The following is a 27,000-nucleotide window of genomic DNA, read 5'->3' on the forward strand; positions in this document are numbered from 1 at the left end:
GACGCCCTCTCCCGCTCGGTGGCGTCGGCTAATCCCGTTTGCGGGTCACGGCGCGCTGCAGGAGCACGAACACGAGCAGGATGCCGCCCGTGATGATGGTCGTCATCTCCGGAGGGATGCCGCCGTCGCGCGTGATCAGGACGGTCATGAGTCCGAGCACGAGGGCGCCGACGACCGAGCCGAGCACGTACCCGTACGCCCCCGTGAGCACTGTTCCGCCGATCACCGCGGCGGCGATCGCGTCGAGCTCCCAGCCGATGCCGGTGATGTTCTGCGCAGTGCCGAGGCGCGAGGTGTACAGCACGGCCGCGAGTCCGGCGAGCGACCCGCTGATCACGTACACGAGGACCTTCGTGCGGTGCACGGGAAGGCCCATCAGCAGAGCCGAGTTCTCCGATCCGCCGATCGCGTAGACGGTGCGACCCGTGCGCGTGCGGTGCAGGACGAAGAACGCGGCGAGCACGACGACGATCGCGATGATCACGGCCGGGGTGATGACGAGGTCGTTCACCTTGGGTCCGTCGACGATCTTGATCTTGTCGGAGAGCGCGCGGATCGGCGAGTCGCTGGGCAGCTGCTCCGGCTTGGTGCTCAGAAGCGAAGCGAGACCGCGGCCGAGGAACATCATGGCCAGGGTCGCGATGAAGGGCTGCACGTTGAAGTACCTGATCAGCACGCCCGAGACGAGGCCGAACAGCGCTCCGATCGCGATCATCGTGACGATCACCGCGAGCGGATTCCACCCGGAGTTCGACAGCATGACGCCGGCGACCGAGGAGACCGCGATGACAGAGCCGACCGACAGGTCGATGCCACCCGTGATGATGACGAAGGTGAGGGCGACCGCCAGCACGATCACGTGCGCGTTGTTGATCAGCAGGTTCGACAGGGTGCTCGCCTGCACGATGCGGCCGTAGGCGACCTCGCCGTAGACGATCATGCCGACGAAGATGACGACCGAGGCGATGGTGGGCACCACCGACGGGTTCGACGTGATGAGGCGGCGCACGCGGTCTGCGAAACCCTCCTCCTTGCCCTGCACTGGTGCCGCTGCGATGGCGCTCATGCCGCAGCCTCCTCTTTCACGATCTCGACTCGGGGTGCGGGCGCCACGGTCTTCTTGCGGCGCTGGAACCAGCTGCGCACCCGGTCGGACTGCAGCAGGCAGATGGCGACGATCACGATCGCCTTGAAGGCTGGGGTCGCCGAGGAGGAGACCCCGAGATACAGCACGGTCTTGTCGAGGGTCGCGATCAGCAGGGCGCCCACGAAGGCGCCGCTGAGGGAGAACTTGCCGCCGGCGAGCGAAGCGCCGCCGATCACGACCGCGAGGATCGCGTCGAGCTCGAGCTGGTAGCCGGTTCGGGAGATGTCGACCGTCATGACGCTGCCGACCGACATGACTCCGGCGATGCCGGCGAGGATGCCGCTGAGGACGTACGCGGTCAGCAGCAGCCCCTTGGGCTTGATGCCGGCCATCCGGCTCGCCTTCGGGTTGATGCCGATGGCCTCGATCATGAGGCCCAGCGCGCTGCGGCGCACGACCCAGGCCACCAGGACGACGATGAGCACCGCGAGGATGAACACGACGGGGATGCCGATCACGAAGCCGTTCGCGATCCACCGGAACGGGTCGCTCGAGGCCGCCGTGTTCTGGCCGCCCGTGATCACCTTCGCGACGCCGCGACCCGCGAGCATCAGCACGAGAGTCGCGATGAAGGGCTGAAGGCCCACATAGGCGACGAGGACGCCGTTGACGGCGCCCAGGATGCCGGTGATGAGCAGCGACAGTCCGACCGCGGCGAGCGCGACGCCGATCGAGGTCGAATCGCCGGCGGCGGCGAGGAACTCCATCGAGACGGCTCCGGAGACGGCCATGAGAGAACCGACCGAGAGGTCGATGCCGCCGGTCGCGATCACGAGAGACATGCCGATCGCGATCATCATGACGGGCGCGGCCTGACGCAGGATGTCGATCAGGTTGCCGACCAGGTTGCCGTTGTTCGGGTTGATCGAGATCGCGAGATAGGTCGGGTCCTTGATCACGTTGAGCGCGAGCAGCGCGACGATCGCGACGATGCCCCAGAAGAACGGCTTGTGGATCAGATCGCGCCACAGGGACGCGCGGGTGGGGGCGCTCATCGGATCTCCTCCTCGAGAGTCTCGGACGCGGGTTCCGCGTCGTTCACGACGTTCGCTGCGAGCTCCTCTTCGAGGGTCTCGGCGGCCGCCTCGACGCCGTGGGCGGCGATCACGTCGACGATCTCCTGCGCGGTCACGTCGGGGCCGTTCTGGATCTCGCCGATCTTGCTGTGGTCCTTGAGCACGACGATGCGCTCCGAGAGGCGGACCACCTCCTCCAGCTCGGACGAGACGAACACGACCGCGACACCCGTGTCGGCGAGCTCGGCCACCGCCTCCTGGATCTCGGCCTTCGCGCCCACGTCGATGCCGCGGGTCGGCTCGTCGAGGATGAGCAGCTCGGGCTCGGTGGCGAGCCAACGTCCGAGCAGCACCTTCTGCTGGTTGCCGCCGGACAGGTTCTTGATCATCCGCTCGGGGTCCGCGGGGCGGACGTTGAGCTCGGCGATGTACTTGTCGACGATCGCGTCCTGCTCCTTGCGCGGCATCGGCCGCGCCCAGCCGCGCTTCGCCTGCACGGCGAGGATGATGTTCTCGCGGATCGTCAGGTCGCCGATGATCCCTTCGTCGCGCCGGTTCTCGGTCGAGAACGCGATGCGCTGCGAGAGTGCGGCGGAAGGAGACGTGAGGTCGACCTTGCGACCCTTGACCGTGATCTGGCCGGATTCCGAGCGGTCGGCGCCGTAGAGCAGGCGCGCGAGTTCGGTGCGACCGGAGCCGAGCAGACCCGCGAAGCCGACGACCTCGCCGGGACGGATGTCGAGATCGGTGGCGTTCACAGCCCCGGTGCGGGAGATGCCGGATGCCGACAGGAAAGATTCTTCATCGGCGTCGCGCGGCGTGGTGCGGCGGTTGCCGCCCAGCGACTTCAGCGCGTCGAGGTCCTTGCCGATCATCTTCGAGATGAGGGCGTGCCGGTCGAGTTCGCGGGTGAGGTACTCGCCCACGTACTGTCCGTTGCGCAGCACCGTGAGCCGGTCGCTGATCGCGTAGATCTGGTCGAGGAAGTGCGAGACGAAGAGGATCGCGACGCCCTGGTCCCGAAGCGTGCGTATGACGGCGAAGAGGCCCTCGACCTCGGCGGCGTCCAGGCTCGAGGTCGGCTCATCGAGGATGAGCACCTTCGCCTTGATCGCCATGGCGCGGCTGATGGCGACGAGCTGCTGCATCGCGATCGAGAGCGTCGAGAGCGGCTTGCGGGTGTCGAGGTAGTCGAGCCCCAGTCGGGCGAGGGCGTCGGTGGCGGCCTTGTGGGTGGCCCTCCAGTTCACGCCGAACGGACCGCGGATCTCGTGCCCGAGCATCACGTTCTCGCCGATCGTGAGGTTGGGCGCGAGGTTCACCTCCTGGTACACGGTGGAGATCCCGGCGGCCTGCGCGTCGCCCGTGCCGGCGAAGCTGCGCTCCTGACCCGCCACGACGATCGAGCCGGAGTCGATCCGGTAGACGCCGGTGAGCGCCTTGATCAGGGTCGACTTGCCGCGCGCCGTTCTCGCCCATGAGCGCGTGCACCTCGCCCTGGAAGAGGCGGAAGTCGACACCGTCGAGCGCCTTCACTCCGGGGAACTCGATGGTGATCCCGCGCATCTCGACGATGGGCAGTTCTTCGTTCATCGCTGTCTCTCAGTCTGTTCCGGCCCTGGAGGCGGCGCGCGGTGCGCACCGCCTCCAGGTCACGGGGTCTTGCTCAGTACTTGCGGTCCGCGAGGACGGCCTTGGCCGCCTCAGCCGAGTCGAACGCCTCGCTCGGCACGACGATGTACGACTCCACCTTGTCGCCGTCGAGAGCCTTCTTGACGACGTCGAGAGCGGTCTCGCCGAACAGCGGGTTGTACTCGTGCACGTAGCTGAGCTGACCGTCGGCGAGCGCCTGCATGGCGTTCTTGGTGCCGTCGATCGTGGCGATCTTCACGTCGGTGCCGATCACGAGGCCGGCTTCCTCAGCCGCCTGCGCCGCGCCGAGGCCCATCTCGTCGTTCTGGGCGAAGACGAACTGGATGTTGTTGTTGTTGGCCTTGAGCATGGTCTCGAAGACGCTCTTGCCCTCTTCAGCGGACCAGTTGGCGGTCTGCGCGTCGAGCTTCACGAGCGACGAGTCGCCGAGACCGGCTTCGAAGCCCTCGTTGCGCTCGTTGACGACGCCGACGCCGGCCGGGCCCTCGAGGACGACGTAGTTGCCGCCGTCGGGGAACTCTGCCGCAGCCCAGGTGCCGACCTCCTTGGCGACCTCGACGTTGTCGGGCGCGATGCGGGTGACGTACAGGCTCGTGTCGTCGGGCTCGATGCCGCGGTCGAGCAGGATGACCGGGATCTCGGCCTCCTGAGCGAGCTTGAGCGAGTCCTCCCAGCCGCTGGCCTCGGTGGCCGACAGCAGGATGACGTCGACGCCCTCGTCGACGAACGACGTGAACGCGTCGATCTGCGACTTCTGGTCGAGGTTGGTGGCCGGAGCGTACTTGAGCTCGAAGCCGGCATCCTCGGTGAACGTGTCCTGGATGTTCTGCTCGTTGGCTTCGCGCCATGCTCCCTCAGGGCCGACGGCCACGAAGCCGACGGTCGTGAGATCGCCCGAGTCTCCGCTGCCGCCGTCACCACCGGCGTCGCCGCCGCCGCTCGAGCACGCCGCCAGGCCGAATGCGAGCGCGCCGACAGCGGCGAGCCCCAGAACGGTACGAGTGCGCTTCATTGCAGACATTGATCTCCTCCTCGAGATTCCGGGTCGATCCCCGGGTTGGACCTGACCCGGTCCGGTGTGTGATTACAGAACGACGTGGGTGCGTCGTCTGGTTGATGTTACCGGGAACAATTTCTGGAACACAAGCATCTTCGGAAAACTCCCGCGGTTCGTGACCAATTCGTTGTTACCGGACACACCTCAGACGTCGGAAGGGCCCAGTTCCGCGGCGATCATCTCCACGATGCTGTCGACCGTGACGCCCGGTCCGTTGCTGAGCTCCCCGATCTTGTCGCGGTCCTTGAGCACCACGATCCGGTCGCTGAGGCGCACGACCTCCTCGAGCTCGGCGGAGATGAACACCACACCCACGCCGTCGCCCGCCAACTGGCTCACCCGCCGCTGGATGTCGAGCTTCGCCGCGATGTCGATGCCGCGCGTCGGCTCGTCGAGGATCAGCACGTGCGGTCTGACCGCGAGCGCGCGCGCCAGCAGCAGCTTCTGCTGCGTGCCGCCGGAGAGGAGCTTCGCGGGCCGGGCGAGATCGGCAGGATCGAGATGCAGCGTCTCGATGTAGGTCTCGGCCAGCGCGGCGGTCTCGGCGGGCGACAGCGGTCTGGTCCAGCCACGCAGCGCCTGCAGCGACAGCACGATGTTCTCGCGGGCCGTGAGGTCGCCGATGATCCCGTCTGCGCGACGGTTCTCCGCCGACATGGCGATCCGGCTGCGCAGAGCGGCTGACGGACTCCGCAGCTGCACGTGGTCCCCATCCACGACGATCTCTCCGCTGTCGGCGCGCAGCGACCCGCTCAGGAGCGAGGCCAGCTCGGTGCGCCCCGACCCGCGCAGACCCGCGAGTCCGACGATCTCGCCGCGGTGCACGTCGATGTCGATCGGGTCGAGCTCTCCCCTGCGTCCGACCGCCGTGGCGCGCAGCGCCGGCTCGCCGTCGGCCGCGTAGTGATGCGCCTTGCGTTCGGATCCCAGAGCCCGCAGCGCCTCGAGATCCTTGCCGAGCATCTGCGAGATCAGATCTGCCCGCTCCAGCTCGCGCGTCGGGGTCTCGGCGATCCTCCGGCCGCCGCGGAGCACCGTCATCCGGTCGCTGATCGCGAAGGCCTGCTCGAGGAAGTGCGAGACGAACAGGATCGCCACCCCGCGGTCGCGAAGCCCTCTGATCACGCGCATCAGCACGTCGACATCAGCCTGGTCGAGGCTCGAGGTCGGCTCGTCGAGCACGAGGATGCGAGGGTCGTCCACGACCGAGCGGGCGAGCGCGACGAGCTGCTTCTGCGCCGGTGACAGCACCGTCATCGGCGTCTTCGGGTCCATGTCGTCGAGCCCGAGGCGTGCGAGGGCGTCTGCGGCATCCGCTCTCGTGCGACGCCAGTCGATGCCGAAGCGCCCTCGCCGCTCGCGGCCGAGCATGACGTTCTCGGCGACGCTGAGAGTCGGGCCGAGCTGCGTCTCCTGGAACACCGTGGCGATGCCCGCCGCTCTGGCGTCGGCGACGCCGGAGAACCGGCGCTCCTCCCCCGCGACGACTACGCTGCCCGCCACCGGGGTGCAGGTGCCGGTGAGCACGCCGATCAGCGTCGACTTGCCCGCGCCGTTCTCGCCCATCAGGGCGTGCACCTCACCGGGGAAGAGCCGGAAGTCGACGTCGTCGAGTGCGACGACGTCGGGGAATTCCACGCGGATGCCGGTGAGCTCGACGATCGGGACGACCATCAGCGCACCTCCCGCGGCACCGCATCGAACGTTCGGGCGACCCGTCCGACCGAGAACCGGATGAGCACGACCATCAGCGCACCTCCCGCGGCGCCGCGCTGGATCCGCGGGCGACGAGTTCGGTGGGGATGCGGGTCAGCTGCGGCAGCTCGCGCTCTTCGAGCGCGGCGCGCAGCATCTCGACGACCGCGCCGCCGAGGGCTGTGAAGTCCTGCCGGACGGTGGTCAGCGGCGGAAGGAAGTGGCGGGCGAGCGGCACGTCGTCGAATCCGACCACGCTGAGATCCTTCGGAACCTCGAAGCCCTTGTCGTGGAGGCCGTGGATGAGGCCGATCGCCATGTCGTCGTTCGCGACGAACACGGCCGTGTAGTCGGGCAGCCGATTCAGCCCCTTCGCGAAGTCGTAGGCGAAGTCGGCGGTCCAGTCGCCCACGACGATGGGCCGCTCGCGGATGCCCCACGACTTGGCCCTGGCGTGGAAGGCGCGCTCGCGCGCGCGGGCGTCGAGCCAGTCGAGAGGACCCGCGATGTGGAGGATGTCACGATGGCCCAGCGCCACCAGGTGATCGACGACGAGCCCCGTCCCGGCCTGCTGATCGATCGAGACGGTGAGGAAGGTGGGGTCGGCGTCGGCCTTAACGACGAGCATCGGCACGTTCAGCGAGATGCGGCGCAGCGCCGCCACGGACGACGAGCGCGGGGCGATCACGCACAGCGCGTCGACGCCCTGTGCCGTGAGGTTGTCGACCGCATCCTGCGGCGAGAGCGTGTCACCTTCGTGCAGGGCCACCGCCGTGACCGAATAGCCCGAGGTGCGCGCGGCCATCTCGACCGCACGGAGGATGCTGGTCGGCCCGAACGACACCGCGCTCTCGATGATCACGCCGATGCGCCGGGTGCGCTGGGTCGCGAGCGCCCTGGCGACCATGTTCGGCCGGTAGTCGAGCTCCTCGATGGCCTCGAGCACCCGCCGACGCGTGTCGGGTTTGATGTTGGGGTGATCGTTCAGCACCCGAGAGACGGTCATGTGCGAGACGCCGGCGAGGTCCGCCACGTGGCGGATGCCGGGTTTGTCCGAACCGAGGCTGGCCATGCGCACCTCCGTCGGTCTCGCCTGGAGAGATGTTACCGAGAACAGGCAGGGCGGTGCAATCCGATGGGCGGATGCCGCCCCCACGGGGTGCGCGTCGTGGTCGTCTTCTCACGCGATGGCGACCACAACGCGCACCCGGTGCTCAGTTGATCACCGGCACGCCCCCGCGAGGTACGCGAACTGCAGGTTCTCCGTGATGCGGGTGCCGCCGGCATCCGCTCCCAGCTCCACCTGCGCGGCACCGGCGGGGAAGGCCGTGAGCCTGGTGGCCTGGGCGATCGAGGAGCGGGCGTCCGGCTGCACATCCGACAGCGTCTTGCTGCCGTAGGGCGTGGTCACCGTGATGTCTGTCGCGACATCTCCCGTGTTCGTCACGGTCAGCACCAGCTGCGCCCTGCCGGCGACGCAGCGCACCGAGGTCGACACCGCAGCATCGAGATCGGGCACAGCCGCGGCCGTGAAGGCGAGCGTGTAGGTGCGCACGGCGCCCGACGGTGCGGTGACCACGATGCGCGCCTGGCCGGCGGCATCCGCCTGTGCGACCTCGACGGTCGCGTCGCGGTCGACACCGACGGCACGCACCGTCGGATACTCCGCACCCTGCCACGGCACCTCGTACGCGGTGACGTCGGAGGAGAACCCGGCCAGCGGCACGCCGTCGAGGGTGATCGCGGCGAGGGCGTCGACGGTCGAGGGGCTGGGCGCGGCGGCGTACAGCTCGACCTCCGACACGATCATGTGCGTCGCGGCGCGAGCGGTCATGACCACGCGCACGGCATCCGCCTGCACGCCGTTCATCGGCACCTCGACGATCGGCGCAGTGCCGTCCGCCGGCACCGGCACGTCCACCGTGCCGAGCGAGGTCCACGCCCCCGATCCGATGCGGTGCTCGACCGACAGCGATTGCGGCCAGCTGTTCGACGAGCCGTCCTTGTAGAAGAAGAGCTTCGCGCTCTGCATGGTCGATCCGTGCGCGAGCGTGTAGGTCAGCGTGTCCTGGGTGTTCTTCGTGCCGGACCTCCAGTTCGACCAGCCCTTGTCGGCGGTGAGACCGTTCTTGGTGCGATCGACGCCGTAGCTCGAGCTCTCGGTGAAGGTGGCGGACGCCGTGCTCTGCGGCGCGATGTTCGCCGCCGACGGCGCGGTCACGACGACCGACAGCTTCGCGACGAGGTCCACGCCACCAGGGGCCTTCGCGGTTCCGGCGACCGTGACGACCCCGGTGTCCGCGAACGAGGCGTCGGAGACGCCCGACCAGTCCCACACGACCGGCACGTCGACCCGCTGGTCGGTCGCGCCGACGATCGCCGGAACCGCGGCGGGCGCCGCGGCCTTCACCGTCGATGCCGGAGCCCCGGCGTACGTGGTGAGCGACACCGGATCCGTGAGCGACACGGACCCGACCTCGACGACGGCGATCGCCTCGAAGGCGACGCCGAACAGGTCGGTGCCGGAGCCTGCGATCGTCTGGGTCCCGGCGACCTTCCAGTCGACTCCCGCGGTGTTCCAGGTGACGGGCGCCGTGCGCTCCACGCCTCCGCGATACACGAGCGTGGCGTTCGCCGGCAGGGCAGGGGCCGTGCCTGTGGCGGTGCCGACGGCGACCTGCTCGACCGACACCAGGCCCGTGTCGGCGAGCGTCCACAGCTGGTTCGCACCGTCGTTCGACGTCCACAAGCCCACCCCTGCTCCATCGGCCGAGCTCTGCCCGTTCACGTCGAGCACGCGCTCGTTCGAGACGCTGAGGATCGAGAACCTCGTGCCGTCGGTGGTCGACGAGATCCACTGCAGGGCCGGATCGCTCGCCGCCTGCTCGAGCGTCGCAGTCGCCATCGTGACTGCACCCCCGGACTCGGCGAGGAAGCGTCCGTCTCCCGACTGCAGCGCGAAGCGGTGACGATCCGTGCCTTCGCCCGCGAGGGTGCGCACGGTCCAGGTCTGGGCGGTAGCGGCATCCGTCGTCGTCGCCGAGGTGCGGATGACGGCGGCCGAACCCGACGCGGCGAGCGCCTTGCCGCTCTGCGCGCCGAACAGCTGGTAGCTGTGCCCGTCGCGCAGCGCGGTCGCCTCATCCGACACACCGGAGACGCCGGAGACCACGAGCGTGACGACCGACTTGCCAGGCACCGTGAGGGTGGCCGACCGGGTCGCCGCGTTCACCGGCACCGGAGCGCCCTCGACCAGAGCGTTGGAGGTCGGGTCGGCCTCGGTGGACTGCGTGGTGACGATCGGGGTGACCGTCGCCCCCGGGGAGATGGTGCCGAAGCGCGACAGATCGATCGTCAACTCGCGAGCCGAGGCCTCGGTGTTGACGTGCACGAGGGTCGCGCCGTCGCCGGCGGCCGACACGGCAGCAGTGGTCTGGGCGTTGCCCGAGGGGATCAGCGCATCGCCCGGGTGGATGTAGTGCGTGAAGTTGCGCACAGTGTTGTACTTCGCGTTCGTCTTGACCTGGCAGCTCGGGTCGGCATCGCCGTCGGCGATGCGCCGCTCGGAGTCGCCCTCGGCGTTGCAGTCGAAGTCCACCAGGACCGATCCCCAGTTCAGGTCCTCGACCTTCTCCATGTTGTAGGCGTCTTCGACGGGCTGCCAGAACACCCAGGCGCTCGGCTCGAGCTCGCGCAGGTCGTCGACGATGCGGCCCGCCATGCCCAGACCGTTCTCGATGTTCGTGAGGTTGTGCCCTGTGCCGTCCCAGTCGCCTTCGACTTCGCTCATCCAGAGCGGCTTGTCAGCGCTCTTGGCGATGTCGCGCACGACGAGGCGTCCTGAGGTGCCGTAGGTGTGCACGTTCAGCTGGTCGACCTCGGCCTTCGACGAATCGCTCCAGGCGTTCCAGTTCGTGGCGAAGATCGACGGGTTGGTCTCGTCCATCGCGGAGATCGGCACGTCGGTCGTGGTGCCGGGTTCGGCGAGGCGAGCGGCCAGCGCCTGGATCATCTGATCCTGTGCCGCCGGGCCGACGTGCGCGCCCTCCTGACGGCTGGCCGAGGTCGGCCAGCCGTCGCCGCCGAGGGTCGTCGACCAGTAGTTCGTGTTCGGCTCGTTGAACGGATCGAGGCTGTCGAACTGGATGCCGTGCTCTTGCTCGATGTGCTCGACGACCGTGACGAGGTAGTCGGCGAAGGCGTCCATGTCGGCGGCGGACAGCTGCTCGGTGCTGCCGTTGCCGATGCCGCCCGAGACGTAGCCGCTCTGGGTGAGGAAGTACGGCGGGGAGTTGCTGAACGCCTCCCAGTGCGTGATCTTGCCCTTCAGCGCATCGATCCACCAGCGCTGGGTCGCGTCGGCGTCGAAGTCGTAGCTCGCCGGGTCGTCTCCGTCCCAGGCCGCGCGGTATGCCGCACGGTCGGCGTAGGTGGAGCTCGCGAGATCGGGGTTCCACCATCCGTCCACCGCGCCGCCTGGGCGCAGGTAGTCGGGAACGTCGGTGGCGTTGCCGCCGCCGATGTTGTAGCGCGCGATGTTGAGATTCAGCCCGTCTTCTCCGAAGACCTTGTCGAGCAGATCCTGACGCACATCGTCGGGATAGCCGCCGGTCGCGTTGGCGAACCAGACCAGGCTCGTGCCCCACCCTTCGAAGGGGTCGGATGCGTATCCGGGGTTGGGGGTGATCGTGACCGGGATCGCGGCGGCGGATGCCGCGGGCGCTCCGGCCGCCAGCAGGCCGGCGCCGATGGCGCAGATGCCGAGCGCTGCGATGGACTTCTTCGACTTCATCGTCTGTTCCTCAAAATGTGTTGACGTCAACAGTGAGCGGTAACAGAAGCCTAGAGAAGCCGCGGTCCCCCGTCAACAGCGTCTCCCGCCGCGGCCGCCCCTCGTCGAGTTCACGTGCACTCGTCGAGCGCACGACGTATCGACGCGTCGAAACCGTGCACTCGGCGACAAGCCGTCCACTCGGCGAGGCTCCAGGGCCGGGGCGCCTCGTGGCTCAGGCGCGCGGGGCGGCCGTCGAGGCGCGGACCCGCAGCTCGGGCTGGATCAGCTCGCGGGCCTCGGTCTCGGCGCCCTCGATCGCCGCGAGCAGCTCGCCGATCACGACCCTGCCCAGCAGCGTGAAGTCCTGGCGGACGGTCGTGAGCGGAGGCAGGTAATGCCGGGCGTCGGGCGCATCGTCGAAGCCCACGACGCTGACGTCATCGGGAACGCGGATGCCGCGCTCAGCGAACCCGTGCATGAGCCCGAGAGCCATCTGGTCGTTCGCGACGAACACGGCGGTCGCGTCGCCGAGGTCGAGCGTCTGGCCGAACACGTAGCCGGAGTCGGACGACCAGTCGCCGATCACGGGGGGCACGACGGGCAGGCCGGCATCTTCGAGGGCGGCACGCCAGGCCTCGGTGCGGGCTTTCGCGTCGAACCAGTCGGGGGGTCCTGCGACGTGCAGGATCTTGCGGTGGCCGAGGTCGATGAGGTGCCGTACGGCGGCGGTCGCGCCGGCCCGCTGATCGACGGATGCCGTGTGCATCTGCTCGTCCGGCTCTTCCTTGACGACGAGCGTCGGCAGCCCGATCGCCTGCTGGCGGAGCAGATCGAGCGACGAGGCGCGGGGCGCGATCACGCACAGCGCGTCGACCCCCTGCGTGAGGAGTTCCATGACCCCCGCGTCGACGCGGCGGTCCTTCCCCTCCCCCGCCGAGAAGCTGCTGACGGCGTAGCCGTTCTCGCGAGCGGCGACCTCGATCGCCCTGAGCACGCTGTTCGGACCGAAGAATCCGGGGTTGTCCACGATGGCGCCGATGCGCATGGTGCGGTTGGTGGCGAGAGCACGGGCGATCGAGCTGCGCGTGTAGCTCATCTCGTCGATGGCCTTCATCACCTTGTCCCGGGTGGAGGCGCGGATGTTGGGATGCCCGTTGAGCACGCGCGACACCGTCATGTGCGAGACGCCGGCGCGATCCGCGACGTCGTAGATGCTGGGCTTGCGGGGTCCGCCCACGGGGGCGGCGGAGTCGGTGGTCATGAAAGCCCCCTCCGCGCTACGACCGTGAACGGTACAACGATAGTGCGCTCGGGACTTCTCGTCTGGATGCCGGCCGCGAACCGTGTCCGCGGCCGGCATCCCTTCGGCTCAGCCGCAGGTGCGGGCGTCGTAGAACGTGCTCCCCGAGTACGAGGCGTCGCTCGCTGTGCCGTCGACGGCGACGGATGCCGCGGCGATGGCCGCCTGCCTGGTCGACACGGTCTGCGTCACCGTCTTGCCCGGCTGCACCGCCTTGACGGTCTTGTCGCCGAACGGCGTCGTGATGACGACATCGGACGCCCGGGTGTCCGCGTTCGTGACCGAGACGGCGAGAGCGACCTTGCCTGCCACGCAGCGCGTCGTGACGGCCGAGCTCAGCCTCAGGTCGGGGTCTGTGCCGACGCCGGCGAAGTGGAACATCACGCGCTGGTACTCTTCCGCGGTGATCGGGACGATGCCGCCGTGGCGCTTCTTGATCGCGCCGAGGTTGATGTCGGTCGCCTTGCTCCACACCGAGCTCGAGGTCGAGTCGATGTCGGTCGTGCGGAAGGGAACGTAGCCGCGGCCCGTCGCGTACTGGTCGGCGAGCAGCCCGTAGAGCTGCTGCGCGCCGGCGCGGTCGTCGTCGTTGTACTGGAAGAACTCCGGACCTTCGAGGCAGGCTCCGGTGTAGTTCGTACCGGCGGCGCACGTGCCGCTGCCCGCCAGGATCGACTGCAGCGTGCCGACGAGAACCCACTGCTGGTCGGTGCCGGTGGCGGCTGGCAGGGCGGACGCGGTGGTCGCAGCGAGGTTCTTCGACTTCTCGATCGTGATCTCGCCGTCGCCCGATGCGCGGTAGTACCAGTCGCCCACCTTGATCACGGTGGTGTCGATGATGGAGTGCTCGCGGTCGATCCACTTCACCGGGGTCGAGAAGGTCTGGAAGTCGCGCGTGGTCGACAGGTAGACGTCGACGCTGTCGCCGAACGCGGTGTTCCCGTCGGCGCGGGTGGCCCAGTACACGTAGTACTGACCCGTCACGTCGTCCCAGATCGCCTCGGGCGCCCAGGCCATGCCCGCGTTCGGGATCTCGCTCGCGACGTCGGCGAGCCGCGGCTCGCTCCAGTTCACGAGATCGGTGGATTCCCAGATCACGAGCTCGGTCGAGCCGTCTTCCGTGGCGTGCGCGTTGCCCCAGCCTCCGCGGTAGTAGATGCTCAGATCTGTTGCGATCAGGAAGAACCGGTCGCCCTCCGGCGAGCGCACGAGGAACGGGTCGCGCACGCCGCCTTCGCCCTCGCCCGCGTTCCGGGCTGTGGAGAGCACGGGAGATCCCGCAGGACGGGTGTCGATGAAGGTCTTGGCATCGCGGCTGGTGGCGAAGTAGATCTGCTCGTCGGTCGCCGAGCCCTCGGTGCCCGTGAAGTGCGTGAAGAGGTAGTCGGTCGTCGCAGGCATGTCGTAGGCCTGACGCACGACGAGGGGGATCTCGCGCGTGGCCGTTCCGCCGTCGATCGTCGCGGTGACCGTGAGCGTCACCTTGGCGTCTCCGCCCTCAGGACGGCTGACGATTCCGGGAGCGGTCTGCGCCGTGCCGGTCACGTCGACGATCGCCGGGTCGGAGCTCTGCCAGGTCAGGGTGGAGCCGTATCGGGCGCCGGATGCCGGCAGCGCGATGTTCGAGCGGACGTCGCCGGCATCGGAGATGCTGATCGCGTCGAGGTCGCGTTGCGCCTTGTCGGCCGCGGCGGGGTCCTTGAGCACCGTGACGGAGAAGCTGCGCGGAGTGCTCTGCACGCCTCGCACGGTCGACACGGCGATGAGGGTGACGACCGTGTCGGATGCCGGTTGGGTGACGGTGCCGTCGGAGTCGACGATCCCGGGCTGCGAGGAGGTCCACGTGACTCCGCCCGCGGTGGGCAGCGTGAGGTCGGTCTCCACCGCATCGAGGCTCTGCGTGTTCGCAGCGGCGAGGTCGAGCGCGGCGACCGTCTCGGTCGCCGCGGCTGCGGCGTCGGTCGCGGCGATGTCCGCCAGAGTCGCTCCCGGGAGCGCCTCCTCGTACACGCGGAACGTCGAGACCTTGCCCTGGTACAGGCTGTCGGCCGCGTAGGCGCTCTTGCCGATGTAGTTCATCGTGTGCGTGAGCAGGTCGGTGAGATTCACGGTCGAGTCGGTCTTCACCGCCACCTGGGTGCCGTTGATGAACAGGCGAAGCGTCGACGTGGTGCCGCCGGCGTTCTTCTCGATGGTCGCGGCGACCGACTGCCACTGCCCCTCGACGAGCCTGGTCGCCGAGGTGACGCTCTGCTCTCCCGACCAGTTCGTCTTGGTGATCGCGACACGGGGTGCGACGGGTTGGATGAAGAACTGACCCTGGCCGCTCGTCGAGCTGCTCGAGCCGCCGATGTTCCACAGGAACTTCGCGCCGGTGAGGGCCTGCGGCGAGGTCTCGATCACGACCGTCGCCGCACTGCGGCCTGCGAGCAGATCGTTCGGCATCTGCACGTAGTTGGCACCGGTGAACTGCATGTACCCGGCCCTCCACGCGTCACCGCCGAACACCGTGGCGTCGTTCCCGTGCGCGCTCGCGTCGTGCACGAGCGTGCCGCTGGTCTCCGAGAAGTCGTACAGCGCCAGCAGCGACGACGGCTCCGCTGCGTCTGCGGCCTGGGGCGTGAATGCCGCCAGCCCCGCAACCAGTACTGCTCCTGTGACTGCGGCGACCGATCTGCGGCCCCGTGCTCTTCCGCGCATGCGACTCTCCTGTCGTTCCTGGTGGTGGGTGATGGTGGCGCGAGTCACTGGCATGACCGCGCACTGTAGGTCTGTTCGACGGCGGTGCCGCCGACGGTGACGGTCACGGTTCCTGCGGAGACCGACGCGCTGCGAGTGCTGAACGTCGCCGAGGTGCTGCGACCGTCGGCCAGCGCCATGATCGTCTTGGTTCCGAAGGCGCTGGAGACGACGGCATCCATCGCCTCCCCCGTCTCGTTCGCGACGGTCGCGACGACCGCGGCCCTGCCCGCCACGCACCGGGTCTGCACCGACAACCGCACGTCGATTCCGGCATCGGGTATCGCCAGAGCCGCCGTGGTGAGCGGGTGGGTGCGAGCGGGAGCGGTGCTGTCGTTGTTCCGCACGCCGGTCGCGGATTCGCCGATGCCGCGTGCCGAGATCTCATGCCCGGCATCCGCTGCGGTCACGACGTAGTGCGCGGCGTCGGCGCCGACGATCGGCTCTCCATCGCGCAGCCACGACCACGAGCTCGCGGTCCACCCGTCGCCGAACGCCGCCGTCAGGGTCGAACCGACCGCGGCCGCGCCCTCGACCGAGACCGTCGGCGTGGTCTCCGGCAGGACTCCCTCGTAGGTGACCGGAATGCGCTGGATGAGTGGCACTGCGCCCGCAGCGATCTCTGCCGCCGAAGGCTGCGTATAGGTGAGCCGGGAGATGCGGGTCTCGCGCTTGTTGCCGGTGGCGATCTGCTTTCCGTTGGTCAAATCGACCAGCCGCGGGCGCATCTCGTCGGTGAGGAACGCGTGGTACGCGACATACCAGTCGTCGGTGCCGGGGATCTGCAGCACCGAATGATGCGCGGTGCCGAGGATGCCCTTGGCGACGTCCTTGTTCAGGATCTCGCCGCGATACGTCCACGGGCCCGCCATGCTCGTCGCGGTGGCGTAGGCGACCCGGTAGTCCGGCGAGTTCGTGTCGTCGACCGAGTAGGTGTAGTAGTAGGTCCACCGCCCGAGGTACTCGCGGGCGGTGATGTACGAACCCTCCCGATAGCCGGTGATGGGCTGCTGCACGCGGGTCGCCGGGTCGAAGCTTCGCATGTCGGCGTTCAGCGCGGCGTAGTTGATGCCGCTCTGACCCCAGGCGATGTACCACGTTCCGGTCTGCGGATCGCGGAAGGTCGCCGGATCGATGCTGTCGGCGACGACGCTGTCCGTGAGCTCGAACCCGCCGTCCGGCCGGTCTGACACGGCGACGTTCGTCTGCCCGTCGCCGGAGAAGTACAGGTAGTACTTCCCGTCGCGCTTCGCCATGGCCGGCGCCCAGGCCTTCTTGGTGCGATTCGGCAGGATGCCGCTGTCGGGCGTGCCGTCGAGATTCTGATCCTGCAGGTTCACGACGACGCCCTTGTCGGTCCAGTTCACCAGGTCGGTCGACTCGAACGCGTGGATGGTCCAGCCGCCCCACTCCGAGTAGCCGTCGGTAGTCGGATAGATGTAGTACGTCCCGCCATCGGCGAAGATCTCCGGGTCGGCGAAGAACTTCATGCCCGTCGCCCCGGTCGCGTCGGTCTGGCCGGGGATGCGGATCGGCGTCACGAGCGTGTGCACGCGCACCTCATAGGGGACCGTGGTGCCGTCAGCCTTCGTCAGTGTGAGCCGCACCGGCTCGCTGTAGTCGGATATCTCGGATGCCGGGCTGCCGTCTGCCGCTGTCAGCGTCTCGCCGGTGTGCGTGAGGAAGTCGAATCGCACGTCAGCGGCATCGCTGAGCTCACCCGTGGCGCCGCCGCCGGATGCCCAATGGTCGAGCGTGATGTCGAGGATGCTCGTTCCGCCCTCGGCGCTCACCCGCTGAGTGAGGATCTGCTCGGTGTCCACCGCCTCCGCCACGCCGGAGCCGAGGAGGTCGGCCCGATCGAGCGCCCGGTCCCAGACGGTGATGTCGTCGAACGCCCCGTTGAAGTAGGGATCCGCTGCGTACAGCGAACGGCCGAGATACGCCTGAAGGTTCGTGCCGAGCTCGCTGATGCTGGTCTTCACGTCGGAGTTCGTCGCGACGGGCCGGCCGTTGTAGTAGACGACGATCTCGGTCGGCGACACCGTGAGTGTGACGTTGCCCCAGATGCCCTGGACCGAGCTGTCGAGGGATGCCGTCGCTCCGGACTCCTGCTGCCATGACGCCTTCGTGATCCCCGCGTAGAGATCCTGATAGCGAGTGCGCAGGAACAGGTACCGGTCTGAATCCTGACCGACCGCGAAGGTGAAGAAGTTCCCCGTCGACGAGCGGTTCTTGTAGTTCATCGAGATCGTGAACTCGTCTCGCCCGTCGAACAGGCCGACGGGGAAGGCTGCGTGCTGCGTGCCGCCGCGGGTCGACAGCGCCTTGCCGCCGATGGGCTTGTCGCCGTAAGCCTCGATCGCGGCTCCCCCTGAGAGGGTCAGGTCGTTGCCGTGCCCCGAGGTGTCGCGGGCTGTGCCGTCTTCGAAGTCGTAGGAGGCGATGACCTGGGGGTCGACGCCGGCGGCCGCGGCCGGCGTCGCGAGACACAGACCGGCGGCGGCGATCGCGGCGACGAGCAGCGCGGAGGCCGTCCTCGTGATGCGGGCAGACAGAAGCATCGCACTCTCCTTCGAGTGGTGGCGGTATGCGGTTCCGGTGGACGAGACCCGGGTCGGTCAGTGACGGCGCCGGGTTCGCCGGACGACGATCGCCGTGCCGACGACGATCAGGACGACGGCGACGACGATGAGCAACATGGGGACGTCGACGCCCGTGGTGGCGAGGCCGTCGACCGGAACGTGGGTGGGGAGCTGCGTGATGTCGACGTGGATCTGCACGCCTCCTACGCCGTCGGCTGCGGCATCCGCATCGGAGTTCAGCGTGAAAGGGGCGATCATCCGGTCACTCTCTCTCGGCGGGATTCGTCGAGGGCTTCTTCGCGACCGCGCTCCACGGCCTTCGAGATCAGTTCGTCCACGCGACGGCGCGAACGGATGCGGTTCCACAGCAGCGCCAGCACGAGCAGAGCGACCCCGGCGAGGAGCAGCAGTTGCGGCCAGGGCATCGCCCACACGCTGAGCGACGTGGTCGCCGCCTCGACGGAGAGCTGCTCGCCGTCGAGCGATGCGGCTGTGGGGGCGACCGTGAGATCGCCTGCGAGGAGGAACAGCGGCCACACGTCCGCGACCTGCACGGTGAACGACCTGCTCTCGCCGGGGAGCAGCACCTGCGGGCGCTCGCCCTCGGCGGGGAACGAGGTCTCCTGGCCTGCGATGGCCAGGGTGCCCGCGGCATCCATCCGGGCGTTGCCGGTGTTCTGCACGTCGAAGGTGACGGTCAGCCCGCCCGCCTCGAACGGATTGGGGTTGAGTCGATAGTCGCCGTGCACGTTCTGCACGGCGAAGGCCGGTGCGAGCTCGCCCGCGACGCGCGTGAGCACCTTGACGCCCACGCGACTCTCGACACCGACGCCGGTGGCGCCGGAGTCGTCCTTCTTGATCGACAGGACGGATGCCGCCACACCGGCCGCATGGTCACCTGGCTCCGCGTTCTCGGGAACCGTGATCGTGAAGGCGACGACCGCCGACCCGCCCGCCGCGATCTCGATCTCTTCGGGGATCGTGATCCAGCTGCCGGAGTCGGTCGATTCCTTGTCCGACGAGAGCATGTCGAAACGCCCCGCCTCGGTGTAGAAGCCGTCCGCCGCTGAGAGCGAGAAGACGACGTCTCCCGCCCCGAGGTTTCGGACGATGATGTGCTCTTCGATGCTCTCGCCCGGATCCAGCTCGTGCTGAATCGAGACGCGACCGTCTTCGCCCGTTCCGTCCGCCGGTGACACCGACCACGAGACCGCATCGCTCGGGGCGTCGTCGGCGTGGGCGGCCGACGACAGGCCGAGCACGGCCGCGAGAGCGGCTGCGCACAGCGCGAGCGGTGCAGAGCGGGGGAAGGTCATGATGTCACCGGCAGACGAAGGGGATCAGAACGTGTCTTCGAAGAGCGACAGCGTCAGGGTCGACGTGTACGAACCGGGCGCGACGGTCACCGGGGTCTTGAGCACGAGGTTCGCGTTCGCGGTCCACTGGCCCGAGGTCGCCTGCGCCTCGGAGGAGTCGAGCGCGAGGGCGAGCAGCTCCTGGCCGACCAGGCCGACGCCGTTCGCGCCGCCGTCGATAGAGGTGCCGACCGTGTCGCCCGCGCTGACCTCGCCGTCGTTGGCCGTGACGACGTTCGGAGCCCAGCCGAGGTGGTCCGGGGTGATGCTCGGCTGTCCTGCCGCGCCGACGAAGTCGCCCGCCTGACCGGTGACGTACCAGAACACACCGGCCGGTACATCCTCGCGGGTGTCGGTGACCGTGACGTTCGGCAGCGCGCCGGTGAACTGACGGTATGAAGCGGTGGTTCCGCTCTCGGTCAGGGTGGTCTCGGTGCCGCCGACGGTGAGGCTCAGCGACCCGGTCGCGGTGGAGGCGATGTCGACCTTGACGTCGACGTCACCGGAGCCGTTCTCGCTCGGGTCTGCGAAGGCGGCGACGCCCACACCGGCGAGCATCAGCCCGCCGAGGATTCCGACGGCGCAGCGCGCGGCCATACCTTTTTTGATCATTGTGTTTCTCCAGTTCCTCGGCCGGCGGGTACCGCACCGAATCGACGATCAGCCTGGCGGCTGTCGGGTTCGCTTTTCAGGCATCGGGCAGGAACTGCGTGGGCGCCCTTGCCCGGCGCACTCCCCCAGTGGAGTGCATCCATTCCCCAGATTGTTAGCGGGAACAATTCCACTTTATGGCTCCGTGATCCGCGCGTCAAGAGCGGATCAGCGGCATGTCGTCGCCGCGTACGGAGCAGTCACCTGCACTGTCGCCGTCCGCCCTCCGAGCACGGCCTGCGCCGTGATCGATACCTCGCCGGCCACCACGGATGACTGCCTGGTCGCCTGCGACTTCGACACGGTCTTGCCGGCGCCGACGCTGAGTTGCGACGTGCCGAATGCGGTTGTCACGGTCGCAGTGGCCGCAGCATCCGATCCGTTGTGCACGCTCGTGACGAGAGTCGCCTTGCCCGCCACGCAGCGCACGGCGACCGTGGCCGACACGTCGAGCTCCGACTCACGGACGATCGTGAGCGTGTAGACCTCGTTCGTGGAGTGGTCCTGCGCATAGGACGTGAGCGTGACGACCGTGGGGGCATCACCGGGCTTCACCGCGACCGTGCGGGGTGCGACGTCGTCGATGAGCACACCGTCGGCATACACGAGCCCGCTCGGAACCGCCGGGTCGGCGTCGATCGACGCGGTCGTCGCGTCGGCCGGCACCGTGACGGTGTACTCGGTGACCCCGCTCGTCAGCGCCGGCTCCAGGGCGCCGCCGGCGACCTGGAGCTTCGACAGTGCCGCATCCGTTCCATAGCGGTCGGTGAGAGAGGTGTACACGCCGAACACACCGCCGACGAAGCTGGAGCCGTTGCCCTGGAATCGCACGGTCACGACCGGGATCTTCTGCCCTTCGGCATCGAGCACGTACTGCCCGTTCTGATCGCGCTTGTAGCTGTCCTTCGCCGCGATGCCGTCGAGCACGGTCTGCGGGATGCGGTCGTACTGGATGTACCAGCTCGTCGCACCGTTCGCGTTCGTCACCTGCTCGTGCTTGAGCAGCACGTCGTTCAGGTACACGTCGAAGGTGCGTCCGTTGTCGCCGCCGTAGTACCGCACGCCCAGGTGGTTCGCAGGCGCGGACGGGTCGACGATCATGTCGTACTGGAAGTACGCGTCGGTCGCCCGTTGTCCGTCGCGGTAGCCCTGTCCGTTGAACACCCCGACCGCGGACTTGTTGTACCGGTAGTTCTTGTCGGCCTCGCTGTTGTTGTTGTCGAACGACGTCAGGGAGTCGATCGTCGTCTCGTCGATGCGCAGCTGCTGCTTCTGAGTGAGGATCAGCGCCTGCGCCTCCGGCGAATCCGGCTGCACGAGGGTCATGTACGTGGCGTACCGCGCTCCATAGAGGCTGTAGTACGGCTCGAAGGTCAGCGCCGCGGATGCCGAGTCGACGCCCTGCAGCGCGAAGCGCATGGTCGTACGACCGTCGGCGTTCGGTCCGTCGGCCAGGCGGACGACCTTGTTCGCAGCATCCGCCTTCCAGGCCGCGGGGTCTGCGACCACGACGTTCGAGTTCAGCGACTTGTCGGCCGTGCTCATCTGCACGAGCACACCGGCCGTGTAGCTGGCGCCGACGTTGGTGCGACTGAGCTCGGTGGCCAGCAGCACGGGGCCGTAGGTGAGGGCCACCCAGTTCGGGTTCTCGGTGCCGTCGCTGACCGAGACCTTCGCCGGCAGCGTGTAGACGAGCTCGTCGCCGGAGGCGACCTCGACGGTCAGATACCCGCCCGAGGCGGCGGACAGATCGACGGCTTCGCCGTTGCGGGTCAGGCTCGGCGACACGGCCCAGGACGGCACGCGCAGCTTCAGCGCGGCGCCGTCTGCGACCGCTCCCCCGTCGACGGAATCGATCGAGATGCGCACGACCGGATCGGCCGGCACGTTCGCGTTCTGCGTGACCTGCAGGTTGTGCGCCTCGTCGCGGTACACCGAGCTGTAGAACTGGTTCACCCACACCCCGTCGGGGCCGGTGAAGTACATCGAGTCGCCGATCTTCGTGAAGCTCTCGATGCCGGTGCCGTGGTCGCACCAGAACTGGTCGAGCGGCGTGCCGAACACCTTGGCGTAGCCCGCGGTCTGCGGCTGGAAGTACGTCACCATGCCGGTCTCGGGGTTCTGCGAGGCGAGGATCGTGTTGATGAAGGTCGACTCGTAGTAGTCGGCGTACTTCACCTGATGATCGACCGCGAACAGCGCGTGCGTGAGCTTGAGCATGTTGTACTCGTTGCAGCCCTCGGCCGTGGAGTTCTCGCCGTAGCCGCTGGTCACGCCGTTCGTCGCGAAAGCGTAGAGGGTGTCCGCGCCGTGGAAGTGCTCGGACTGGCTGTTGGCGCCGTTCGCGTAGGTGTGGTCGTCGACGACCATCTGCCAGAAGCGCTGCGCCGCGGTGAGATACATCGGCAGGGCGGTCTTCTCGGCGTCGCTGAGCGTGGCGTACAGCACAGGGTCGTCCATGAAGACCGTGTACCGCTTGAGCGCGCCGATCAGCTTCGGGATCGTGGTGTTCGCGTGCAGACCGTTCAGCACGTCCTGCCCGTTCGCGAGCCGCTGGAAGAGGGCCACCTCGTCGAAGTACTCGGCAGCGCGCTTGTGGTCGGGGCTGCGGGTGATCGCGTACAGCTCGTACAGCGCCTCGTTCATGCCGCCGTACTCGGTGCGCAGGATCGTGGAGGGGTCGGCGAGTGAGGCGGCGTAGTTCTTCACCCAGGTGCCGAAGCCGGAGGCGACGGTCAGCGCGTCGGCGGCCACGCCTGCGGGGGCGTACTGATGGGCGTCGAGCAGGCCGGCGAGCACCTTGTGCAGGTTGTAGAACGGCACGAGCAGTCCGTCGGCGCCGCTAGGCAGAGCGCTGATCGGGAACGGAGCGATGTAGCCGGCGCTGGCGGGGTGCGAACTCGCCCACGCCTCCTGGCAGCGCTTCAGTCCTTCGACTGCCGAGGTGAGCTTCGCGAGAAGCTGCGCCTTGATGCCGGCATCCGTCGTCGTGGCGTACGCCTGCGACAGCGCGGAGATGTAGTGGCCGAAGAAGTGTCCGGTGAACCGCGTGCCGCTCGAGCGCTCCCACCCTCCGTAGCCCGAGTCGGTGGTCGGCGTCAGCCCCGCCTGCGTGTACCAGGAGTAGAGGAACTTCTCCGGGTCGAGACTGAGCAGGTAGTCGATCGTCTTGCCGTTGGCATTGTCGAGATACGCGTCGGTGACCTCGAGGTTCTCGAGCCCGGCGTCACCGAGGAACTGCGACGCGGACTCGCCCTCTGGTGCGACCGTGACGGTGAAGTCACGGGTCACGACGGTGCTGCCGCCGTAGCGGGCGGATGCCGTCAGCGTCACGGTCCTCGCGGAGTCGGCGGGTCGCGTGACGCGGGCGACGGCTCCGTCGACGGCGATCACGCCGCTGTTCGACGACGCCCAGCTGATCGCGCTGCCCGATCCCCCCTCGGTCGCGAGCGCGAAGTCGGCCGCCGCGGCGCCGGGAACCGTGAGCGCGGTCAGGTCGGTCTGCGCGACGGCGGACGGGTCGAAGGTGGCGTCGCCGCGCTGCGTGAGCGTCACGACGTCCTCGATCGTGGCGACTGCGTTGAACAGCGCGTAGTCATCGAGAAGTCCTTTCAGGTGCGATCCGTTGTACTGCGGACCGTTGTAGCCCAGGGTCTTCACCGAGGCACCCTCTGACCCCAGCACGCCGGAGGCCGTGGCGCTCACGGCGTTCTTCACGGTGCTGAGCTGCCGCACGCCGTTGCGATAGAACTGCACCTGCTTGGTGGCGTGGTCGTAGGTCGCCACGACGTGCGTCCAGGTGCCGGCGGGGAAGAATGACGAGCGCGTGCCCGCGACCGCGACCTTGTAGGGCTGGCCAGACGAGGGGCCGATCGACAGCGCGAGCGGGGTGCCGGCGTCCTCACTCGTGAGATACCAGCCGTCGGAGTTGTATGCGGTCTTGCTCCAGGCGAACACCTGCTCGCCCGTCATCGCCGCGCTCGGGTTGTACCAGAACGACACGGTGAGATCGGCCGGCTGCAGTCGCGCATCGGTGCCGAGGCGCAGCGCGGTCGAGCCGTCGAAGGAGAACGCCTGGCCGTGGATGCCGGCGGCGTACGCGGCCGTGCCCTTCTGAACGGTCACGGCGGCGGCGAGGGCGCTCGTGTCGGTGAGCGCGCCGTCGAAGCCGAGCTCGAGCACCTTGCCCGACTCGATGCTGAGCTCCGTCGCGGCCGAGGCGGCAGGAGCGACACTGAGGGCGGCGGAGCCCCCGACCAGGGCGGCCACGGTCAGCACGGCGGCAGCGCGTACGTCTCTTCGGATGGACATGATCTCTCGTCTCTCGCTCAGCCGGCGCAGGTGCGCGCGGCGTAGTCGGCGGTCACGGTGGTCGTGGCGCCCTGCACGGTCGCCGAGACCGAGACCTGGCCCGCCGGGATCGACCCCAGGCGCGTGGTCGTGGTGCGGCTGATCTTCTTGCCGGGGGCGATCGAGCCGGCATCCTGCGTTCCGTACGCCGTGGTGACGGATGCGGTGACCGCCTGGCCGCCCTTGTTCACGACCTCTGTCACGATGACGACCTTGCCTGCCACGCAGCGCGTGCCGGCAGTCGCCGTCACGCTCAGCGCGGGCGCCGTCACGGTGACCTGAGCGGTGACGGTGACCGCGGTGCTGCTCGCGAGCGTGCGGTCGGGCGCGTTCCACGCGGTCGAGCCGCCGGCGCCGGTCCAGGTGTTGAGGTTGGCGCCGATCGTCTGCACCGTGCCCGTCACCGGGTAGGTGCCCGCAGTCGCGAGGTCGACGGATGCCGTGTTCCACGTGACCGGCCGCGTGGCCGTGCCACGGGCGTAGGCGAGCACGACATCGGCGTTCTGGGGCAGAGCCGCAGCGAGCTGGTCCGAGCTGCTGCCGGCGGCGATCTCGACGGCGCCGAGGTCGTTCGTCACGGCTGCGGCAGCATCCGCCGCACGCACCCGGTCGTAGTCGGCCTTCGTCAGCGAGATCACGCCGCCGTGCTTGGTGCTGGGCGTCATGAAGAACGTCGGCGAGTTCAGCTGGCTCCATCCGGCATCGAGGTCGGTGGTGACCATCGGACGGTATCCGGTGCTCGGGATCACGTCGACGTACAGATGCCACTTCTCGTCGCTGTGGCTCTTGAAGACCGCCGGGCCCTCGACGCCGCCTGCGTTGCCGCCGGCCCAGGCGGCGCCGATCTTCGTCTGCAGCGTGGTCCATGCGGTGCCGCTCTCCCACCAGCGTGCGGCTGTGGTCGACTCCATGTAGATGCCGTTGCCCGTGCCGTTGTCCTTCGTGATGCGGTACGTCGTGCCGCCGTCCTGGATCATGGTGGTGTCGATCGTGTTGGCGCCGGTGTTCACGAAGTCGCCGCCGTACGAGTACGTGGCCTGCGTGAAGTCGGTGGTCGCGCCCCACACGACGCGGTTGTAGGAGCTGTCGCTGTGATCGGCGGTCTGGAAGACGTTCGCCGAGAAGTACATGACGAAGGCGCCGCGCCCGTCGGGGTAGTAGTCGTCGACCCACAGTGCTTCGGGCGCCCAGGCCATGCCGAGCTCGGCGACCTTCGCGGCTGCGCTGTTCAGCGCCGTGTCGAAGCTGCGCGGAGCGCTCCAGGTCACGAGGTCGTCCGATTCCCAGACGATGAGCCTGGTGCTGGCGCTCTTGGTCCAGTAGCACCAGCTCGTGCAGGATCCGGAGCCGTTGTCGCCGCCGAAGACGCGGAGGTCGGTGGCGATGATGTAGTAGGTGCCGGTCTCGGGATTGCGGGTCAGGAACGGATCGCGGACGCCGGTGGTGCCCAGGTGCGAGGCGAGGATCGGCTTTCCGCCGTTCAGCGGATCCCACTGCTCGGGGTCGTCGCCGCGCGAGATGTCGAGGTAGATCTTCTCGGCGTAGCCCGCGGAATCCTCGATGAAGTGCACCATCAGGTAGCCGTAGTCGTCGGTCTGCGCGGGGGCGGGTTCGATGGTCACTGGCACCTCTCGGGAGACGGTCACGCCGCGGACGGTCGCCGTCGCGGTGAGCGTGGTCTGGATCGCGGCAGAGCCCGCGGCGGGCTGGCGGACCGATGCGGTGCGGCCGTCGGCCGCCACCGTGATGTCGGGGTTCTGCGACGACCAGCTGAGTGCGGCGGTGCTCGAGGCCGGCAGCGTCGTGGTCGCGTCGTCGAGCGTGAGGGCGTTGAGCGCGTCGACGGCCGACTGGGCGTACTGCTGGAAGCCGCTGGAGTGCAGGGCTGCGTCAGCTGTGGAGACGTCGGCGACCTCGGCGGCTGTGAGGGCGCGGTCGTACACCCGGAAGGCCGACACCTCGCCCTGGAAGAACGGGTCGGGGTAGGGCGAGCGCCCGATCGCGTTGGCGGTCTGGGCGGTGAGGGATGCCGGGGTGAGCGTGGTCGCGGTCGACCCGAGCAGCTGCCCGTCCACATAGAACGAGATCGTGCCGGCGTTCCCGTCGATCACGCTGGTCACGCTGTACCAGCGGCCGGCGGTGAGTGCAGCAGTACCGCGGGCGTTCTTCTCGCCGCCGTTGCCGCTCGTGGTGATCGCCGTGCGGGGGACGTCTTTGAGCGAGGCGAACCAGTAGGACGAGGTGCTGTCGCTGCCGATGTTCCAGAGGAAGTGCCAGGTCGACAGCATCGAGGCGTCGAACTTCGTCTCCACAGTGATGGTGGCCGAGTTCTCTCCGGCGAGGATGCCGTCGGGCAGTCGCACCCAGTCGGCCGTCGTGCTGGTCTTTGCTCCGCCGGTGAAGGCGAGCGAGCTGCCGGTCCAGTGGGCGTCGGTGCCGTTGACGACCGTCGCCGCACCCACGCCCGATCCTGCCGTGTTCGCCACCGAGGCGCCGCTGGTCTGCGAGAACAGGTACTCGGCGACGAGCCCGCTGCGGGGAGCTGCGGCATCGGCGGCCGCGGCCGGAGCGACCGGTGAGACGGTGAGGGCGGATGCCGCCACCGATACGAGAGCGAGGGCGGCAACGGCGCGGAATCGGGACAGCACGGCGTGAGACTTCATCATTGAGAGCTCCAG

At 68.4% G+C, this 27,000-nt stretch carries 14 protein-coding genes and 1 pseudogene; all 15 read right to left on the bottom strand.

The window, feature by feature from the left end:
* Nucleotides 1-28: 28 nt before the first annotated feature.
* A complete protein-coding gene (locus QFZ53_RS19380) occupies nt 29-1,066 on the bottom strand; it encodes an ABC transporter permease (protein ID WP_307299163.1) in 1,038 nt (345 codons plus the stop codon).
* On the bottom strand, nt 1,063-2,142 hold the full coding sequence (locus QFZ53_RS19385; protein WP_292907776.1) for an ABC transporter permease: 1,080 nt from the start codon (nt 2,140-2,142) through the stop codon (nt 1,063-1,065). The genes QFZ53_RS19380 and QFZ53_RS19385 overlap by 4 nt, the downstream gene beginning before the upstream one ends.
* Nucleotides 2,139-3,756: pseudogene (locus tag QFZ53_RS19390) on the bottom strand (sugar ABC transporter ATP-binding protein). The gene QFZ53_RS19385 and the pseudogene QFZ53_RS19390 overlap by 4 nt, the downstream one beginning before the upstream one ends.
* A gap of 73 nt (nt 3,757-3,829) precedes the next feature.
* Nucleotides 3,830-4,837, bottom strand: coding sequence for a substrate-binding domain-containing protein (locus QFZ53_RS19395; protein WP_292907780.1), 1,008 nt, complete (start codon nt 4,835-4,837; stop codon nt 3,830-3,832).
* Between the two features lie 180 nt (nt 4,838-5,017).
* The gene (locus QFZ53_RS19400; protein ID WP_307299164.1) at nt 5,018-6,547 is read right to left on the bottom strand and encodes a sugar ABC transporter ATP-binding protein; all 1,530 of its coding nucleotides are present in this window, start codon (nt 6,545-6,547) and stop codon (nt 5,018-5,020) included.
* 73 nt (nt 6,548-6,620) lie between these two features.
* Nucleotides 6,621-7,640, bottom strand: a complete 1,020-nt coding sequence (locus tag QFZ53_RS19405; RefSeq protein WP_307299166.1) for a LacI family DNA-binding transcriptional regulator — start codon at nt 7,638-7,640, stop codon at nt 6,621-6,623.
* 150 nt (nt 7,641-7,790) lie between these two features.
* On the bottom strand, nt 7,791-11,360 hold the full coding sequence (locus QFZ53_RS19410; protein ID WP_307299168.1) for a glycoside hydrolase: 3,570 nt from the start codon (nt 11,358-11,360) through the stop codon (nt 7,791-7,793).
* A gap of 214 nt (nt 11,361-11,574) precedes the next feature.
* Entirely contained in the window at nt 11,575-12,603 is a 1,029-nt protein-coding gene (locus QFZ53_RS19415; protein WP_307299170.1) for a LacI family DNA-binding transcriptional regulator, read from the bottom strand.
* Between the two features lie 108 nt (nt 12,604-12,711).
* Entirely contained in the window at nt 12,712-15,342 is a 2,631-nt protein-coding gene (locus QFZ53_RS19420) for an immunoglobulin-like domain-containing protein (RefSeq protein ID WP_307299174.1), read from the bottom strand.
* A 44-nt stretch (nt 15,343-15,386) separates the two neighbouring features.
* Nucleotides 15,387-17,945, bottom strand: a complete 2,559-nt coding sequence (locus QFZ53_RS19425; RefSeq protein ID WP_307299177.1) for a family 43 glycosylhydrolase — start codon at nt 17,943-17,945, stop codon at nt 15,387-15,389.
* Nucleotides 17,946-18,002: 57 nt separating this feature from the next.
* Nucleotides 18,003-18,224: a hypothetical protein gene (locus tag QFZ53_RS19430; protein ID WP_307299180.1), complete on the bottom strand. Its 222-nt coding sequence runs from the start codon at nt 18,222-18,224 to the stop codon at nt 18,003-18,005.
* Nucleotides 18,221-19,282: a COG1470 family protein gene (locus QFZ53_RS19435; RefSeq protein ID WP_307299184.1), complete on the bottom strand. Its 1,062-nt coding sequence runs from the start codon at nt 19,280-19,282 to the stop codon at nt 18,221-18,223. Before QFZ53_RS19435 ends, QFZ53_RS19430 begins: the two co-directional genes overlap by 4 nt.
* A gap of 24 nt (nt 19,283-19,306) precedes the next feature.
* Nucleotides 19,307-19,933, bottom strand: coding sequence for a hypothetical protein (locus QFZ53_RS19440; RefSeq protein ID WP_292907079.1), 627 nt, complete (start codon nt 19,931-19,933; stop codon nt 19,307-19,309).
* 207 nt (nt 19,934-20,140) lie between these two features.
* A complete protein-coding gene (locus QFZ53_RS19445; protein WP_307299187.1) occupies nt 20,141-24,283 on the bottom strand; it encodes a beta-L-arabinofuranosidase domain-containing protein in 4,143 nt (1,380 codons plus the stop codon).
* Nucleotides 24,284-24,300: 17 nt separating this feature from the next.
* A complete protein-coding gene (locus QFZ53_RS19450) occupies nt 24,301-26,988 on the bottom strand; it encodes a LamG-like jellyroll fold domain-containing protein (protein WP_307299190.1) in 2,688 nt (895 codons plus the stop codon).
* Nucleotides 26,989-27,000: the final 12 nt, after the last annotated feature.

Source organism: Microbacterium natoriense, from assembly GCF_030816295.1.
In the GTDB taxonomy this organism is placed as follows: domain Bacteria; phylum Actinomycetota; class Actinomycetes; order Actinomycetales; family Microbacteriaceae; genus Microbacterium; species Microbacterium natoriense_A.